The organism is Sphingomonas sp. SL1004 (genome assembly GCF_057815015.1).
This window is the reverse complement of the sequence record NZ_JBYMUX010000001.1, coordinates 2,103,759-2,122,130: the sequence shown is the minus strand read 5'-3', so window position 1 is coordinate 2,122,130 and position 18,372 is coordinate 2,103,759. Positions and strand designations below refer to the sequence as shown.

The 18,372-nt window shown below is 69.2% G+C and carries 12 protein-coding genes; 5 read left to right on the top strand and 7 right to left on the bottom strand.

Annotated elements, in window-relative coordinates:
• Positions 1–7 precede the first annotated feature (7 nt).
• The 4 genes from AC3D24_RS09515 to AC3D24_RS09500 all read right to left on the bottom strand — a co-directional run bounded on the left by AC3D24_RS09515 (position 8) and on the right by AC3D24_RS09500 (position 4,621).
• Positions 8–1,024 (bottom strand): helix-turn-helix domain-containing protein, encoded by a 1,017-nt coding sequence (locus tag AC3D24_RS09515; protein ID WP_489030110.1) that lies wholly within the window; start codon positions 1,022–1,024, stop codon positions 8–10.
• Positions 1,021–2,316 (bottom strand): MFS transporter, encoded by a 1,296-nt coding sequence (locus AC3D24_RS09510; protein ID WP_489030108.1) that lies wholly within the window; start codon positions 2,314–2,316, stop codon positions 1,021–1,023. The genes AC3D24_RS09515 and AC3D24_RS09510 overlap by 4 nt, the downstream gene beginning before the upstream one ends.
• Before the next feature lie 65 nt (positions 2,317–2,381).
• Entirely contained in the window at positions 2,382–3,005 is a 624-nt protein-coding gene (locus AC3D24_RS09505; RefSeq protein ID WP_489033118.1) for a response regulator transcription factor, read from the bottom strand.
• Positions 3,005–4,621 carry an ATP-binding protein gene (locus tag AC3D24_RS09500; protein WP_489030106.1) on the bottom strand — a complete coding sequence of 539 codons (1,617 nt, stop codon included), beginning with the start codon at positions 4,619–4,621 and terminating at the stop codon, positions 3,005–3,007. Before AC3D24_RS09500 ends, AC3D24_RS09505 begins: the two co-directional genes overlap by 1 nt.
• 190 nt (positions 4,622–4,811) lie before the next feature.
• Between AC3D24_RS09500 and AC3D24_RS09495 the strand changes: the two genes are divergently transcribed.
• The 4 genes from AC3D24_RS09495 to AC3D24_RS09480 all read left to right on the top strand — a co-directional run bounded on the left by AC3D24_RS09495 (position 4,812) and on the right by AC3D24_RS09480 (position 9,707).
• Positions 4,812–5,660: a hypothetical protein gene (locus tag AC3D24_RS09495; RefSeq protein WP_489030104.1), complete on the top strand. Its 849-nt coding sequence runs from the start codon at positions 4,812–4,814 to the stop codon at positions 5,658–5,660.
• 113 nt (positions 5,661–5,773) lie between these two features.
• The gene (locus tag AC3D24_RS09490; RefSeq protein WP_489030102.1) at positions 5,774–6,286 is read left to right on the top strand and encodes a sigma-70 family RNA polymerase sigma factor; all 513 of its coding nucleotides are present in this window, start codon (positions 5,774–5,776) and stop codon (positions 6,284–6,286) included.
• 65 nt (positions 6,287–6,351) lie between these two features.
• The gene (locus AC3D24_RS09485) at positions 6,352–7,269 is read left to right on the top strand and encodes a FecR family protein (RefSeq protein WP_489030101.1); all 918 of its coding nucleotides are present in this window, start codon (positions 6,352–6,354) and stop codon (positions 7,267–7,269) included.
• 2 nt (positions 7,270–7,271) lie between these two features.
• Entirely contained in the window at positions 7,272–9,707 is a 2,436-nt protein-coding gene (locus AC3D24_RS09480; RefSeq protein WP_489033117.1) for a TonB-dependent receptor, read from the top strand.
• A 97-nt stretch (positions 9,708–9,804) separates the two neighbouring features.
• Here AC3D24_RS09480 and AC3D24_RS09475 read toward each other — a convergent pair whose 3' ends face one another.
• Positions 9,805–10,290 (bottom strand): hypothetical protein, encoded by a 486-nt coding sequence (locus tag AC3D24_RS09475; protein WP_489030099.1) that lies wholly within the window; start codon positions 10,288–10,290, stop codon positions 9,805–9,807.
• Between the two features lie 136 nt (positions 10,291–10,426).
• Between AC3D24_RS09475 and AC3D24_RS09470 the strand changes: the two genes are divergently transcribed.
• Complete coding sequence (locus AC3D24_RS09470; protein ID WP_489030097.1) at positions 10,427–13,633, top strand: autotransporter outer membrane beta-barrel domain-containing protein; 3,207 nt, start codon at positions 10,427–10,429, stop codon at positions 13,631–13,633.
• A 147-nt stretch (positions 13,634–13,780) separates the two neighbouring features.
• Here the strand turns inward: AC3D24_RS09470 and AC3D24_RS09465 are convergent, their stop codons facing one another.
• Positions 13,781–15,181: an efflux transporter outer membrane subunit gene (locus tag AC3D24_RS09465; RefSeq protein ID WP_489030095.1), complete on the bottom strand. Its 1,401-nt coding sequence runs from the start codon at positions 15,179–15,181 to the stop codon at positions 13,781–13,783.
• Between the two features lie 10 nt (positions 15,182–15,191).
• Positions 15,192–18,368 carry an efflux RND transporter permease subunit gene (locus AC3D24_RS09460; RefSeq protein ID WP_489030093.1) on the bottom strand — a complete coding sequence of 1,059 codons (3,177 nt, stop codon included), beginning with the start codon at positions 18,366–18,368 and terminating at the stop codon, positions 15,192–15,194.
• Between the last annotated feature and the right edge of the window lie 4 nt (positions 18,369–18,372).

Here is an 18,372-nt window from a genome sequence, read left to right as displayed (position 1 = left end):
GGTTGGGTCAGCCGATAGTGGCATCGAGCAGGCGCATTTCGCGGAGCGGCAGGACCGGATCGGCCTGCGCGGCCCAGGCGCTGCGATACTGGCCGGGACGGACCCCGTAACGCTGTTGAAACAGGCGGCTGGCATGCGCCTCGCTGCGGAAACCCCAGGCGATCGCCAGGTCGGCGAAGCTGCGCGTGTCGAGTTCGTCGACTATCGCCATCAGCAGCAGTTGCAGGCGGCGCAGGCGGATATGCGCGGTGATCCCGCCATGCGGCTTGAACAGCCGGTACAGCGTGGCGCGCGACAGATCGGCGCGCTCGACGATCATGTCGGGGCCGAGATCGGGATCGGCGATATGCGCGTCGATCAGCGCCCGGACGCGGGAGAACCGCGCGGCGTCGCGAACCACGGCGGGAAGGTCGACGGTGCTGGTGATCGGCTCGAGCGCGCCCATGATCAGCGCGAACAGCGCATCGACCGCGTGGCCGGCCGAGGCCATGTCGAGCGACCCGATCCGCCGCGTCATCGCCTGGAGATAGTCGATCAACAGCGTGGTGCGATCGACCGACATCGTCATGCCGTGGAGCTTGCGCGACGGGCCGATCACCGCGTTGAACTGATCGCGCGCGATCCGGATGCTGTAGATGTGCGCGTTGCGCAGGCGGTTGCGCATCGACTGGCGCGCGTCGACCACGACGCCGCCGCCCGCGGGGATCGTGACGAAGCCCCTGCCGGTATCGACCTGCACGTCGCCCGAGACGACGAAGGTCAGGATGAAATGATCGAACGCGTCGCCGGTCGCCCGCTCGCGCGAACGGCTATGGCCGACATCGTTCAGATGGCGCTCGAACAGCGTCACGCGGTCGAGCGACCAGGCATCGACGCGGGCGTGGAAGGCGGGGCCGATCTGGTCCGCATCGGTGCCGCCGTTGTAGAGATCGCGGTAGGCGGCGAAACGCTCGGCAGGCGGCAGCATCGTGCTGTCGAACTGGAGCAGCGCGGCGGTCGAGATATCGGGTTCGGGTGCGGTCATCGGCGACCGGCCCGGGCGAACGCGGCGACGACGGCGGCGGTGGCGAGGCTGATCGCGGCGGCACCGCCGCCGATCAGTTCGAGTGCCAGGCCGAGGTTGTTCGCGGTGCGCGACAGCCGGGCGGTGTCGCTGAGCACGCCGGTCAGCAACGGGCCGCTGCCTGCGCCGACCAATGTGACGAGCGAGAGGAACAGCCCGGTGACCGCGCCGCGTCGCGCCGGCGGCGAAAGCGCCTGGACCGCGTAGAGCGTGACGAACGCGGCGAGCCCGCCGAGCAGGGTCACGCCCGCGAGCCCGGTGCCGATCGCCCATGCCGCGTTCGAGCGGGTGGCGAGCATCAGGAACGGCTGGGCGAGCAGCAGGCACAGCGCGTTGGCGAGGATCGGGCGCCGCGCGAACCAGTGCACGCGGGCGGTCATGACCCCGCCGAGATACTGCGCGCCGGTGCCCATCACCAGCAGGATGACGCCGAAGAACGTCGCGGCCGCGGGAACCGCGAAATGATGCTGGCGGATCAGCAGCACGGGCACCCAGGCGGCGAGGCTCTGGCCGATCAGGATCGGGCCGATCGCGACCGCGAACTGCGGCGCGAGCTTTACGATCAGGTCACGGGTCGCGGTCGGGGGCATGGCGGACGGCGTGACGCCGATCGTGCTCCCGATCGTGCTGGCGCCGACGGGCAACATCCGCAGGCAGGCGACCAGCAGCGCGATTGCGGGCACCGCGGTGAGCAGCAGGAGGATGCGCCAGCCTGCGCCTTCGGGTGCGATCCCGAACGACGCCGCGGCGCCGAGCACCAGTCCCGCCAGGATCAGTCCGCCGCTGCGGCCGAGCGCGGAAGCGCCGGTAAAGGTGGCGAGCACCTGCGGTCGCGCGACGCCGTAGGGCGTCCGCACGACCAGGACCATCGCGGCCGGGATCAGCGCCGCCTGGCCCAGGCCCAACAGGATACGCCCGGCCAGCAGCATCGCATAGCCGTCGGCAAACGCCATGATCGCCGATGCGGCGACCATGATCGCGAGCCCGGCCGCGACCAGCGTGCGCGGCATCGATCGATCGGTGAGCGTGCCGAAGCCGATCGCGGCGATCCCGTAGGTCACTGCGAGCGCAGGCCCGAGCAGGATGCCGAGCTGCGTATTGGTGAAGCCGTAGCGCTGCGCGAGCAGCGGCGCGATCGCCGAGAATACCGACCGGTCGGCCATCGCCAGCAGATGCGCGAGCGACAGCGCGAGGATCGCCGCGACCGGCAGCGCGCGATCCGGTGCGATGGGAGAGGTAGGCGGCGACGTCACGTACGTTCGTCGTACACCATTGTCATTACGCCGAAAACTGTCGCCGGACGTCACGGAAAACGCCGTCACGATACCAGGGCGATCAACTGTGCGAGGCCGTTGGTGCCGGTCTTGGTGACGACCGCGGCACGATGATTTTCGATCGTCTTGACGCTGAGCCCGAGATGGCCGGCGATCGCCTTGTTGCTGTGGCCGCATACGAGCATGTCGAACACCTCGCGTTCGCGCGTGGTCAGCGATGCGGTGCGGCTGGCGAGGATCCGCCGGCTGTTCGACCAGGCGATCCCTTCGGCGACGGCATTGAGCAGGCGATCCTCGTCGATCGGCTTTTCGAGATAATCGAGCCCGCCATAGCGGCGCACGCTGTCGACCGCGTTGGCGGTGGTCGGCCACGCGGTCATGAACACCAGCGCTACGGTCGGATCCATCACCCGCAACGCGTCGGCGAACGAGAAGCCGTCCATGTCGCCCATCATCACGTCGGAGATGATGCAGGCGGCGGGCCCGGCCGGATAGTCGCGCAGCAGATCGGTCGGCGCGACGAACGCGCGGGCGGCATGGCCGTGCCGGGTGAGCAACCGCGCTACGCTGGCGCCGAGATCGGCATCGTCGTCGACGACGTACACGGTCTGCGGCTGCGGCTCCGGCTGCGGCCCCGATACGGACCCACGAGGCAAACTGGCGGACATCATGCGCTATCTCCGGCGAGCGGCAGGGTGACGATATGAGCGATCCGCGCCGGGCCGCGATCGGCACGGGTGAGCGTGCCGCCGTGCGCCTCGACGATGGCCTTGGCGACGAGCGAGCCGACGCCCATGCCTTCATGGACCAGCGGGTGATCGGTGCAGTGGTTGACGACCGCGATCGCGACGCCGTCTCCGCGGCGGGTGACGGCGATCTCGACCACGCCGTCGTCGCACGCCTGCACCGCGTTGCGGACCAGGTTGACCAAGGCCTGCGCGATCTCGATCTCCTGCGCCAGCACGGTCCATTCGGGATCGATCGGCGCGATCCGGATCGTGACCCCGGCGACGCTCGCCTCGGGCCGGACCAGCGCCTGGACGGTGTCGAGCAGGGTCGCGACCGGCAGCAGAGACGGCTCGTCGACCGCGCGCCCGCCGAACCGCCTGAGCCTGCGGACCAGCGCCGACAGCGTCGTGGTCTTGCGTTCGATGAGCACGGCGGTCTCGGCGATCTCGGGGTCGGCACCGGCGCTGATCTCGACCAGGTGGCGCGCCTCGATCGCCAGCGTCGAGAGCGGCTGGCTGATCTCGTGGATCACCGCGACCGACATCGCGCGCAGCGTCTTCAGGCGCTCGGCCTGGAACAGCATCCGGTCGCGCCGGGCGACCGCGGCGAGCGCGCGGGCCTCGGCATCGGCGAAACTGCCCGCGAGATAGCCGACGACGGTGACCGCGGCGAGGCTCATGTGCAGCGCGAGCCGCTGGTCGACGGGCATCGCCCCGGTGGTCTCGGGCAGGACGAGGATCGCGGTGACGACGATCGCGGCCCAGGCGGCGGCGCGCCCGAACCGCAGCCCGATCCAGGCGATCGCGAGCAGCACCGGCGTCGCCGGCAGGCCGAGGCCGATGGTCGCGAGCGTCGCCACCAATCCCAGCGACAGGCCGAGCACGACGACCGCTTCGGCGATGTGCCCGCGCGACGGCGCCATCGCCGGCATCGCCGCCTTGCCGCGCGACAGGTCGGCGAGCCATAGCAATGGCGGCGCGACTAGCAGCACGCCCAGCATGTCACCGACCGCGAATCCGGTCAGCGAGGCGATCACGTCGCGTATGTTGGCGACGTTGGTGATGTCGGGCCGGATGATCGACCAGGGCAGCGCGAACGTGACCGCGGTGAGCGGCGCGAGCACGGAGGCGAGGCCGAGCGGCATCGGTGCGGTGGCGAGGCTGCCCCTGGCGCCATCGGAGACCCGGCGGACGATCGCTACGGCGACGCCGTACGCGATCACCGGGCTGGCGATGCCGAACATCTCGCGCGGCCAGTCCGGGTGGCTGAAGACGACGATCCCGGTGAGGCACTGGACGATGATCTCGGTCAGCGCGGTCGCAGGGGCAAAGCGCGCGCCGAACCGCCAGAACAAGGCGAGACGGACGCCCGCCGCGGGGAACCAGAGCGAATAATAGCCGACCCCGCCCCACAGGATCGCCAGCCGGTGCAACGCGAAGAAGACGAGGCCGTAGCCGGCGAGCAACAGCCATTCGCGGTCGCGCGGCACCCAGCTCGGGCGGGCACGCGACCGGGGTGCGTCCTCGATCGCTGCGGGGAAGGGGGCGGTGGCCATGACGACGCTCGATACCCGGAAGTGCGCGCGGCAGAACTAGGGAAATACCCGGACGCGCTTCGAAAGCGGACCGGCGGGGGATAAAACCGAAACGGCCGCGGGTTTTACCCGGAATGACGGGGGCGCGTGCGGACGCCTACCGACGACCCCCAACCGCGTATCCGGGGACTGCGATGTCGGCCTTACCACGATGAATTATTATCATAATATCGAAGGCCAGCCGATCAGCCCGATGGTCCTGCCCGCAATTTCGATCACCGGCGACGCGTTGTTCGGCCTGCGACGTACCAAGGCGCCCGGGACGCACGCGCTGGCGGACGTACGGATCGATTACCGGCCGACCGAAGCCGGGCAGCGGGTTATCGCGGCGGACGGTCATAGCGGGCCCGGCATCTATGCGTGCTTCTGGGACCGCCGGCTTTTCTATGTCGGGACGTTTGCCGGCAACGACCGGCCGACCAATGGCAACGTCGCCAAGGAGCGTTGGACCAAGCACGTCGCCGGGATGACCTTTCGCGGCCATAACGTCACGATCGGCGAGAAGGCGCTCGACCGGATCGCGGACGAGACCGCAACGCCGCTGGGTGCGCTGTTGCTCGATGCGGATCGGGCGCGGATCGCGAAGACCGCCGGCGCCCTGCAGACGCAGTATGCCAAGTTCCGGTTCGCGGACCGGCATTGGGACGATTTCGCGGTGCTCGACGCGGCGATGCTGGAGCGGTTCGGGTTCGTGTTCCTGCGGCCGTCGCTGCACGGGCGACTGGCGGGGATGGACAAGGCGGCGCTCGATCCGCACCTGCGGGCGATGGAGCGCGCGATCGTCGCGCTGCTCGATCCGCCCTGCAACGGTGCGTCGCCCAATGGCGATGGCACGCCCGGCCCCGGCATGGCCGACGCCGCGCAGGCGATGCGGCAGGTGATGGATGCCCATCTCGCCAACGTGCAGAGCGATCACCCGGACTATCAGTTGAGGCCGCGCCGATCCCGCAAGGTCGAACGCGTAGCGCGCGCCGGTCTGCGCGAGTTCGTCCATGGCTGAGCAGCGCGGTTCGATCGCCAGCTCGATTGTGTGCGCCGACCAACCGCTGTAGGTCCCGCGGGGAACACGGCGCCGTTGCGCGCCGATCGGCGGCCTATCGACACGGGCGGAACATGGACTCCTCGGGCCTTGAGGCCGTCTTTCTCGCGAACCGCGACACGCTGCTGCGGTTTCTCCGCTCGCTCGGCGCGCGCGATGCGGAAGATCTGCTGCAGGAACTGTGGGTGCGGATCCAGACCGCGCCGACCGGGCCGATCGCAGCCCCGCTGTCGTATCTGTACCGGATGGCGAACAATCTGATGCTCGATCGGCACCGGGCAGTGCGGCAGGCGGAGAAGCGCGATCGCGCGTGGACAGAGGCGACCGGCGGAGCGTCGCTCGATCGGTCCGAGGAGCCCTCTGCCGAGCGGGTCGTGATCGCGCGCCAACAGGCGGTGCTGGCCGAGGCTGCGTTGCAGTCGGTCGGCGACCGCGCCGCGCGGATATTCCGGCGCCACCGGATCGACGGGGTCGAGCAGCGTGCGGTCGCGGCGGAGTTCGGCGTCAGCCTCAGCACCGTCGAGAGCGACCTGCGGAAGGCGTATCGCGCGATGATCGATGCGAAGCGGCGTCATGATGAGGCCTGAATATTCAAGCCCGGATATTCAAGGGCGTACGCGTTCGCCTCCGTCTTCGGCTATAGGAGGCCATGATGGCGGAGCATGACGATATGGAGGCGCGCGCGCTGGACTGGGTCGTCCGGACCGGCAGCGATGCGTTCGACGACTGGCCGGCGTTCCAGGCGTGGCTGGAGGCGGACCCGCGTCACGCGGCGGCCTACCATGCGATGTCGGCGGATATCGAAGAGATGACGGCGTCCGTGCCTGTCGACGTCGCCGCACCGGTCGTCGTCGCGATGCCGAAGCGGCGCTGGCCGGTCTGGGCTGGCGGTGCGATCGCGGCGTCGCTGGCGCTTTTCGTCGGGTATGAGGCGATCGATACGGGCGCGCATCCTTATGCGGTCGAAACGGCGGCAGGGGCGATGCGGACGGTTCGCCTCGCCGATGGCAGCAGCATCGCGATGGGCGGCGCAACGCGGCTGATGCTCGACCGCGACGACCCGCGGGTCGCGACGCTGGAGCGGGGCGAGGCGATGTTCGTGGTCCGGCACGACGACCGCGATCCGTTCGAGGTGAACGTCGGCGGCGCACGGCTGGTCGATGTCGGTACCGCGTTCGACGTGAAGCACGCGCGGGGCGAAACGCGCGTCGCGGTGTCGGAGGGCGCGGTCGACTACAACCCCGGCAGCGATGCCATCCGGCTCGTGAAGGGGCAGGGTCTGCTGGTACGCGACGGCAAGGCGAGCGTGACCGCGGTCGACGTTGCCAGCGTCGGATCGTGGCGCGACAGCGTGCTGGCCTATGAAGGCGCGACTCTGGCGGAGGTGGCGGACGATCTGTCGCGCGCGCTGGGCGTCGACCTGCGCGCCGATCCGACCGTGGCGAAGCGTGCGTTCAGCGGCAGCATCGCGACCGCCAAGCTGGCCGGCGACCCCAGCCTGGCCGCACCGCTGCTGGGCGTGGCGATCCGCAAGCGTGGCGGCCACTGGGTGATGTCCACGCGCTCGTGACGATGCGGGCATGCCTGATCGTCGTGGCGCTGGTCGCCGCCGCTCCTGCCCTGGCGGGCTCTCCAACCACCAGAACGCCGGCGGTCGACCTGCCCGCGGGGCGGCTCGGCGATGCGGTGCTGGCGCTCGGGCGGCAGTCGGGGACGAGCATCGTCGTCGGCGATCCGGTGCTATGGGCGCGGCGCGTGCCGGCGGTGCGCGGGCGGATGACCGCGAGAGCGGCGCTCGACCGACTGGCGGTCGCGGCGAATGCCGATGTCGTCGCGGCCGGGCCGTTCGGGTGGCGGCTCATGGCTCGCACCCCGCGTGTCGCGGTTCGGGTGAAGCGGCCTGAAGCCGTTCCGGTCGCGGTGCCGGTACCGGCGGTGCAGGGGGCCGACATCGTCGTGACCGGCAGCAAGCGCGACGTCCGGTTGCGCGATTTCGCGGGGCAGGTGGCCTTGCTCGATGGGGTCGATCTCGCGCTCGGCGGCGCGGGCGGGACCGACGCGATCCTCGCGCGGCTGGCAAGCGTGTCGTCGACGCATCTCGGCGCGGGGCGCAACAAGCTATTCATCCGCGGCATCGCCGATTCCAGCTTCACCGGACCGACCCAGACCACCGTCGGCCAGTATTTCGGCGACCTCCGGCTGAGCTACAACGCGCCCGATCCCGATCTGCGGATGTACGATATCGCCTCGGTCGAGGTGCTCGAAGGGCCGCAGGGGACTCTGTACGGCGCGGGGTCGCTCGGCGGCATCATCCGTACCGTGCCCAACGCGCCGGAGATGGGCGCGGTGTCGGCATCGATCGCGGGTGGGCTGTCGGCGACGTGGCACGGCGATCCGGGCGCCGATCTGGGCGCGACGCTGAACGTGCCGCTGGGCGAGCGCGTGGCGCTGCGGGTAGTCGGCTACGGGGTGAGCGAGGGCGGGTATATCGACAATCCGGTGCTCGGCCGGCGTGACGTGAACCGGACGCGGATCGGCGGCGGTCGGGCAACGCTGCGGCTCGATGCGGGAAATGGCTGGACCGTCGATCTCGGTGGAATCGGCCAATGGACCAAGGGCGACGACAGCCAATATGCCGATCGCGACGCGGCCCCGCTGACCCGGTCGAGCGCGATCGTGCAGGGCTTCTCGGCGGACTATGCGATGGGGCAGGTGGTCGTGTCGGGCGCGATCGGCGGGCTGAAGGTCAGGTCGTCGACCGGGATCGTCGGCCAGACGCTGACCGAACGCTATGACGCGACCTTGCCGACCGGGGACGCGACGCTGCCGGGCGCGGATTGGCCTGCATCGAGCGATCCCATGCCGACACTGGCAGGCAGTCCGCGAGTGTTTGCGCAGCGTAACGCGACGATGCTGATCGCGAACGAGACGCGGGTGTGGCGGCCGATGCGGAACGGCTTCGGCTGGGTGGTCGGCGGCAGCTTTACGCACAATCGTACGAGGTTGTCGCGCTCGCTCGGCCCGGTCGATGCGCCGACCCCGGTGACCGGCGTCACCAACAGCATCGACGAGGCGACGCTGTACGGCGAGGGGAGCGTGCAACTGGTACGCGGCCTGATCGCGACCGCCGGCGCGCGCGTCACGCGGGCATCGCTGGCGGGGACCGGCGAAGACGTCGCGCCGGCCCGGCTGGAGGCAGTCGCGCTCGCCCGTGCGCGCGTGACCGCGGACCGGATCGAGACGAGCGTGCTGCCGTCCGCCTCGCTGATCGCGACGGTGCTGCCGAAGGTGTCGTTATATGGGCGTTACCAGCAGGGGTTTCGACCGGGCGGATTGGCGATCGAGAGCGACTTCGTGCGGCGGTTCGAGAATGACCGGGTGCGGACGCTGGAGAGCGGCGTGCGCGTCGGACTGGCGGGCGTCGACCGGGCGTATCTGACGGCGAGCGTGTCGCACACGATCTGGCAGGATATCCAGGCGGACTTCATCGACGCGACCGGGCTGCCGAGTACCGCCAATATCGGCGACGGGCGGATCTGGACGTTCGGCGCGACCGGCGGGTGGAAGCCGGTGGCCGGGCTGACGCTGGATGCGGGGTTCACCTATAACGACAGCCGCGTGACCGAACCCAGCGCGGCGCTGTTCGTGGCGCTCGCGCGGATGAGCCAGGTGCCCAATATCGCGCGCTATGCCGGGCGACTGGGGGCGGATTACCGGCGGGATGTCGGTCGCGACCTGGAACTGCGGGTGTATGGATGGGCGCGCTATGTCGGGCGATCGCGGCTCGGGGTCGGGCCGGTGCTCGGCGAGGAGCAGGGGGATTATTTCGATACGGCGCTGACCGCGAGGGTCGGACGGCCTGCGTTGGGGGTGACGCTCGGCGTGACGAATTTGACGGACAGCGTCGGCAACCGGTTCGCGCTGGGGACGCCGTTTCAGGTCGGCAGCGGACAGATCACGCCACAGCGACCGCGGACGGTGCGGATCGGGCTGGACGCCGCGTTTTGACGAGACGGGGGGGCGGAGACGCAACGGGCGTCTCGCTCGCCTCCCCCTCCGCCTGGCAAGGGCCAGCCACCTCCCCCTGGCGGGGGAGGATCACAGGTCAGGCCTTCGCCAGCGCGCGCTGGTCCGCCGGCAACAGTGCCAGCGCGGTCTTGTAGCAATCCTCGACGTGTGAGTTTCCGACCAGCTTCATCGCGCCGAAGCTGATCGTCGCGGCCACCGCGGAGCCCGCGAACGGGATGAACTTCGCCATCGATCCGACTGCCACGCGAGCGCCGACGCGGCGGAGGAGCGCGGCGACGATGCGCTTGGTCACCATCCGGCCGATCATCGTGTTGCCGAGGCTCGACGCCATCACGAGCGCCTGCTGTGCGAGCTGCGGCTCCATCGTCTTCACCTGCTCGTGATCGAGGCCGAAGCGCTTGCTGATCTCGGGCAGCAGCTTGGTGAGCAGGCCGATGTCGGCGACGATATCCGCGCCGGGAATCGGCACGACCGCCGCCCCCGCCGACATCATCGAGCGCGTCGTGACGAGGCGCTTGCTGTCGTCGCGGATGCGGTCGAGTTCGGCGATAGTGGTGATCATGATCGTGTTTCCCTGAAGATATCCGCCCGACAACGCGCTGCTGCTGCGGTTGTGCCGCGGGATAATGCGACGCCGTTCAAGGTTCGCGCCAGGCGTCTCCGTCCTCTTTTCGAAAACACATCGAAAAGGGTTCCGTATGCGTCGTCTCCTGCTGACCACCACCTGCCTGTTTGCCGTGACGACGGGCGCCCAGGCGCAGACCGTGATCGACACCAAGCGGACCGATGCAGTGCGGACCTCGACGATCAAGGCGGGCGCACCCGACAACCTCAAGATCGTCGCGGCAGGGTCGGTCACGCCGACCAGCGGCACCGCGGTGACCGTCGACAGCGTCAATTCGGTCGCCAACGAAGGCACGATCCAGATCACCAACGCCGACGGCGCGACCGGCATCCTCGCCAACGCCGGCACCGGCGGCGGCATCACCAACGCGGCGGCCGGCAAGATCATCATCGACGAAAGCTATGTCGCGACCGACACCGACAAGGACGGCGATCTCGACGGGCCGTTCGCGGCGGGCGCCGGACGCACCGGGATCCGCACCGCCGGCGCGTACACCGGCGCGATCGTCAACAGCGGCGCGATCACGGTGAAGGGCAACAATTCCGCGGGCATCTGGCTGGGCGGACCGCTGACGGGTGCATTCACGCATGACGGGCAGACATCGGTCACCGGCGATCGCTCGACCGGCGTGCGGATCGCCGACGTGACCGGCAACGTCCGGCTCGCGGGGACGATCGCGGCGATCGGGCAGGGCGCGGTCGCCGCGCGCGTCGAGGGCGACATCGCTGGCGCGCTGGTGGTGCAGGGCGCGCTCGGCTCGACCGGCTATCGCTACGTGACGGCACCCGCCGATCCTTCGAAGCTCGATGCGGACGATCTGTTGCAGGGCGGATCGGCGCTGGTCGTCGCGGGCAATGTCTCGGGCGGGATCATCTTCGCGATACCCCCGAAGGATGCGAGCACGACCGATACCGATGAGGACAAGGACGGCCTGCCCGACGCCACCGAAGGCTCGGCCGTAATCACCTCCTACGGCGCAGCGCCCGCGGTGCAGATCGGATCGGCCACGCGTGCAGTCGCGATCGGCGCAGTGGCCGGGACGGGGACCGGCTTCGGTCTGATCGTCGACGGAGGTATCGCAGGCAGCGGCGTGTACGGCGGTGTCGAGGGTAACGGCCTGGCGATCGGTGGCCTGGGCGGCGCGGTGACGATCGCCGGCGGGATCGGCATCAACGGCACCGTGGCGGCCACCGCGAACGGTGCGAGCGCGACCGCGCTTAAGATCGGTAGCGGCGCCTCGACCCCTGAGATCCGCAATGCCGGGACGATCTCCGCGGCGGGTGGTGGCACGACGGCGTCGCGGTCGACCGCAGTGCTGGTCGATACCGGCGCATCGGTCGCGACGATCCGCAACAGCGGCACGATCAAGGCGGCAGCGCAGGCCGCCGACGGCACTGCGATCGCCATCCTCGATCGCTCGGGCACTGTCACGCTGGTCGAGAACAGCGGCGGGATCGGCGCATCGGGCGCGCTTGCCACCTCCGAGCGAAACGTCGCGATCGACCTGTCGGCGAACACCACCGGCACGATCGTTCGCCAGACCGCGGTCGCGACCGGCATCGCGGCACCCGCGATCGTCGGCGACGTGCGCTTCGGCAGCGGCAATGACCTGTTCGACGTCGCGGACGGTACTGTCGCCGGGACTGCCCGGTTCGGGAACGGGAACAACCGGCTGGCCTTGTCGGGCGATGCTGCGTTTACCGGCGGCGCAGTGTTCGGTGCGGGCAACGACGCGCTTACGCTAGCGGGGACGTCGGTATTCAACGGCGCGGCGGACTTTGGTGGCGGCAGCGATACGCTGACGCTCGGCGGTACGTCGCGGTTCGTCGGCACGCTTGCCAACGCCGGCGGCCTCGCGGTCGCGGTCAATGGCGGCACGCTCGACATCACCAAGGCGGCGTCGATCGCGTCGCTGTCGGTCGGCGGAGGCGGTGTGCTCGCGGTGACGCTCGACAAGACTGGCGGCACCGGCACGATGATCCAGGTCGCGGGCACGGCGTCGTTCGACAAGGATTCCAAGCTGGCACTGAAGCTCACCAGCGTCACCGATGCGGAGGGGCGTTACGTCGTCCTGCGTGCGGGCACGTTGACCGGCGCCGCGAACCTGACCGCGACGACGACCGCGCTGCCGTTCCTCTACAAGGGCAGCATCGCGACCGGGACGGGCAACGACCTGACCGTCGACATCCTGCGCAAGACGTCGACCGAGCTCGGCTTCAACCGTTCGCAGGCGTCGGCCTATGATGCGGTCTACAAGGCGCTTGGCAACGACGCGAAGGTCGGCGGCGCGTTCCTGAACATCACCGATGGCGACGCGTTCCGCGGCTCGGTTCGCCAGATGCTGCCCGACCATGCGGGCGGTACGTTCGAGGCGGTGACGATGGGCTCGCGCGCCGCTGCCCGCGTGCTTGCCGACCCGCACGGGCCGTTCAAGGACGAGGGCAAATGGGGGTATTGGGTGACGCAGGTCGCCTGGGGCACGTCGAAGAGCATCGCCGATACCGCGGGCTACGACATCAGCGGCTGGGGTGTCTCGGCAGGCGCCGAGTACAAGACCGGCGTGGGCAATTTCGGCACGTCGCTGGCGTATCTGAACGGCCAGGATGCGGATGACGGCACCAGCAACGAGGTCCGGTCGAACCAGTATGAGCTGGCCGGATATTGGCGCGGGCATTGGGGCGATCTGCAAGCGAACGCCCGCGTGTCTGGCGCCAAGATCGCATTCGACGGCACGCGCCAGTTCAACGGCGCAATCGGCACCGAAAAGGTCGATCGAACGTCAAAGGGCGACTGGAACGGGACGCTGTACTCGGCGTCGGGTGGTGTCTCGTGGGACGGCGGCAAGGGCATCTTCGTGTTCCGCCCGGTGCTTGCGATCGATTATTACAAGCTGAAGGAGGACGGCTACAGCGAGACTGGCGGTGGCAAGGCGATCGACCTTGTCGTCCGCTCGCGGAGCAGCGACGAACTGGCAGTAACCGCGAGCACCGCGCTGGGGCTGAACTTCGGGGGCACGAGCCCGGACGAAGGCTGGTTCCGGGTCGAGGCCGAAGGTGGTCGGCGCGAGCTGGTCGGCGGTGGCCTGGGTGCGACGACGGCGGCGTTCGAGGGTGGGCAGTCGTTCACGCTGACGCCGGAGGAGCGGACGAGCGGCTGGGTCGGGAAGCTGCGCGCGGTCGGCGGCAGTTCGGCGTTCCGGCTGGGCGGCGAGTTCGGTGGCGAGCAACAGCAGGGCCGCGTGGCGCTGTCGCTGCGCGCGAGCCTGCAGATCGGGTTGTAAGTTCGAACCTCACGATCCTCCCCCGCCAGGGGGAGGTGGCAGGCGTTAGCCTGACGGAGGGGGAGGCAAACGCCAACCTCCGTTCCGTGTCCTCCCCCTCCGTCGCCTTCGGCGCCACCTCCCCCTGGCGGGGGAGGATCGTGAGGACTACGCGCGGGTCTGCCAGCCACCGCCTAGTGCGCGGAACAGGTCGACTTGGGCGCCGGCGATGCGGGCATCCGCTGCGGCCAGGTCCGTATCCGTATCCGCCAGCGTGCGTTCCGCATCGAGGACGTCGAGGAAGTCGATCTGGCCTTCGCGCTGGCGGGCGCGGGTGATGCGGGCGGCGGTGGCGGCGTTGTCGTGCGCGGATTGCAACTGTGTGCGGCGATCGAGTTCGCGGGCGTAGTTCGACAATGCGGTCTCGGTTTCCTCGAGTGCGGTGAGGACGCTGCCGTCGAAATTGGCGAGTGCGCCGCGGGTGTCTGCCTCGGCGCCGGCGATGCGCGCGCGGGCCGCCGACTGGTTAAGCGACCAGTTCAGCAGGGGCCCGAGCAGCCAGCGGATCGGGCCGCCGGTGAAGATGTCGCCGACACTGAGCGCGGTCGAGCCGATCGATCCGCCGAGCGAGATCTGCGGATAGAGCTGCGAGGTCTGGACGCCGATCCGTGCGGTCGCCGCGGCCAGCCGACGTTCGGCGGCGTGGACGTCGGGGCGGCGGGCGAGCAGCGCCGCACCGTCGCCGATCGGGATCGGCTGGTCGAGGCGTGGCGTGGTGGTGCGCGCGCCAGCGGCTGCGGGCAGGTCCTGCGGGGTGCGGCCGGTGAGCGTGGCGAGGCGGAAGAGCGCGGCTTGGCGCTCGGCTTCGATCTGCGGGATGTTGGCGGCGCGCTGATCGCGCAGGGCGGCGATGCGGACCTGGTCGAGGCGGGCTGCACGTCCGGCGTCGACGCGCTTGCCGGTCAGCGTGTTCGATTTGTCGAGCAGGTCGACGATGCGCCGCGCAACCGCGAGGCGTTCGGCGGACGAGGCTGCGTCGACATAGGCGCGGGTGGTGGCGGCGACGATCGAGACGCGGACGGCGTCCGCATCGGCCTGCGCGGCGCCGACGTCACCGCGTGCTGCTTCGACGTTGCGGCGGACTCGGCCGGCGAGATCGACCTCGTAGCTGACGTCCAGGCCTACGTCGTAGGTGGCGCGCTCGCGGTCGAGGCCGGGCAGGGTCTGGAGTTGCGAGGTGCGCGTATAATTGCCGCTCGCGCCGGCGTTTACCTGCGGCTCGCGGTCGGTCTTGGCCCCGCGCAACGACGCGCGGGCGCTGTCGAGCCGGGCGACGGCGACGCGGAGGTCGGTGTTCGCTGCGAGCGCGTCCGCGACGAGACCGTCGAGGACTGGGTCGCGGTACATCCGCCACCAGTCGTTGTCGGGCGCCGTGGTTACGGTGGCGGCATTCGCGGTGACGAACGATGCGGCCGCCTTGGGGGGAGTGATCGGTGCGACATAGTCGGGGCCGGCGGCGCACGCGGCGAGCGTCAGCGCCGAGAGGCTCGCGAGGAGGGCGGACTTCATGAGGCTGGTCCTATTCGGCTGGCTGAAGGGTCGCGGCGGGTGCGGGACGGCGGCGTTCGAACCGCAGCGCCAGCGCCCGTGCGACGACATAGAAGGTGGGGGTGAAGAGCAGCCCGAACCCGGTCACGCCGATCATCCCAAAGAACACCGCGGTCCCGAGCGCTTGGCGGAGTTCCGCACCGGCACCAGTCGCGATCACCAGCGGCACTGCGCCGAGGATGAACGCGAAGCTCGTCATTAGGATCGGCCGCAACCGGTCCTTCGCCGCGCGTACCGCCGCCTCGACCGGGGTGAGTCCGTCCTGTTCTTCGGCCTGTTTCGCGAACTCGACCACGAGGATCGCGTTCTTCGCGGCGAGCGCAATCAGCACGACTAGGCCGATCTGCGTCAGGACGTTGTTGTCCATACCTCGCAGGTTCACGCCGGTCATCGCGGCGAGCAGGCACATCGGCACGATCAGGATGATCGCGAGCGGCAATGTCAGGCTCTCATATTGCGCGGCGAGCACGAGGAAGACGAACACCACCGCCATGCCGAAGACGAGCGCGGCGGTGCTGCCGGCGGCCTTTTGTTGGTAGGCGATGCCGGTCCATTCATGCGCGTAGCCGGCGGGCAACGATGCATCGGCGAGCTTCTCCATCGCGACCAGCGACTGGCCGGAGGAATAGCCCTTGGCGGTGTCGCCATCGACCTCGACCGCGGGGAAGAGGTTGTAGCGCACGACGCGGTACGGGCCGGTCTTGTCCTTGAACGTCGAGACCGAGCCGACCGGGACCATCTGGCCCGAGTTGGAGCGCGTCTTCAGGTTGGCGATGTCCGCGGTGGTGTTGCGGAACGGTGCGTCGGCCTGCGCGGTGACGCGGTAGGTGCGGCCCAGCAGGTTGAAGTCGTTGACGAACGCCGAGCCGAGATAGACCTGCAACGCCTCGAACACGCGCTCGGGTGGGACGCCGAGAAGGTTGGCCTTGGCGCGGTCGACGTCGGCGAAAATGCGCGGCGTGGCGGTGTCGAAGAACGTGTAGATCTGGGCGAGACCCTTGGTCTGGTTCGCCTGGCCGATCAGCGCGTAACTCGTCTTGCCGAGGTCGGCGTAACCGTGGCCGCCCTGGTCCTGCACCATCAGGCGATAGCCGCCGGCCGAGCCGATGCCCTGGATCAGGGGTGGCGGGACGATCAGCAGGCGCGCTTCGGTGATGTCGCCGGTCGCCTTCTGCGATTCCGCCATGATGCTGGCGAGCGTGACGCCGAGCTTCTTGCGCTCCTCGAAGCTTTTGAGCGGGATGTACGCTGCGGCCGAGTTGGGGGCGAGCGTCTGCGAGGGGCCGTCGAAACCGGCCAACATCACCGCACCTTTGACGCCCGCGAGCGGCAGGATGCGCTTGGCGACCTTCTGCATGACCGCGTCGGTGCGCTCGACCGACGAGCCGGGCGGAAGCTGGATGACGGTCAGGAAGTAGCCCTGGTCCTGCGCGGGCACGAAGCCGCTAGGAGTAACCATGAACACGCCGACCGTGACCGCGATCAGCGCGGCATAGGCGACCATCATCCGCTTCGGCGCGGTGACGAGGCGCGCGGTGAGGCGGGCATAACTGTTGCCCATCCGCTCGAACCCGCGATTGAAGGCATCGCCGGCGCGGCGCACGGTGCGGGTCAGGCGGTTGCCCGAATCCGCGGGGGCGGTCGGCTTGAGCAGCATCGCGGCGAGCGCTGGCGATAGAGTCAGTGAGATCAGCAGCGAGATGATCGTCGCGGTCGAGATCGTCACCGCGAACTGGCGGTAGAACGCGCCGGACAGGCCGGTGAGGAACACGGTCGGGATGAACACCGCGCACAGCACGAGCACGATCGCGACGAGCGCGCCGGACACTTCGTCCATCGACGTACGCGCTGCCTCAAGCGGGGATAGCCCGTGTTCGAGGTTGCGCTCGACATTCTCGACCACGACGATCGCATCATCGACGACGATGCCAATCGCGAGGACGAGGCCGAACAGCGAGAGGTTGTTGAGGCTGTACCCGGCGGCGGCGAGCACCGCGAAGGTGCCGATCAGCGAGACCGGGATGGCCACGATCGGGATGATCGCCGCGCGCCATTTCTGCAGGAAGACGAGGATCACCAGTACCACGAGGACCATTGCCTCGAAGAGCGTGTGCTTCACCGCGTCGATCGACTGCGCGATGAACTCGGTCGGATTGTAGATGACCTTGTATTCGAGGCCCTTGGGGAAGCGCTTCGACATGCTCTCCATCTCGGCGGTGACGGCCTGCGCCGCGCCGAGGGCGTTCGAGCCCGGACGCTGGAAGACCGCGGCGATGACCGTGGGCTTGCCGCTGAGATAGGTGTTGGCGCCGTAATCCTGCGCGCCGAGTTCGACGCGGGCTACGTCCGAGACGCGGACCTGGCGGCCTTGCGCGTCGGTGCGGATGACGACGTCGGCGAACTGCTTGGGATCGGTCAGGCGACCCTGCGTCTCGACGTTGAGCTGGAACGCGCTGTTGCCCTTGTCGTAAGGCGGCTGGCCGAGCGTGCCGGCGGCGACCTGGACGTTCTGCGCGCGCAACGCGGCGACGATCTCGCCGGCGGTGAGGTCTAGCGCGGCGGCGCGGCCGGGATCGATCCAGATGCGCATGGAGTAATCGCGTGCGCCGAACAGCTGCACGTCGCCGACGCCGTCGATACGGCTGAGGCGATCGCGGACCTGCGTCAGCGCGTAGTTGGAGATATAGCCGCGATCGAGCGAGTTGTCGGGCGAGACGAGGTTCACGACCATCAGGAAGTCGGGCGACGTCTTCCGCGTCACCACGCCGAGGCGCTGGACGTCTTCGGGCAGCCGCGGGACGGCAACCGCGACGCGGTTCTGGACGAGCACCTGCGCGGCGTCGAGGTCGGTGCCGATCTTGAAGGTGACGGTGATCGTGACCTTGCCGTCGCCGGTCGATTGCGACGACTGGTACAGCATGTTGTCGACGCCGTTGATCTCCTGCTCGATCGGCGCGGCGACGGTTTCGGCGACCGTCTCGGCGGAGGCGCCGGGATAGGTCGCGCTGACGGTGACGGTGGGGGGAACGATGTCGGGATATTGCGACACCGGCAGCGTCATGTAGGCGATCGCGCCGACGATCGTGATGATCACCGCGATCACGCCCGCGAAGATCGGCCGGGTGATGAAGAAGCGCGAGAAGCGCATGGGA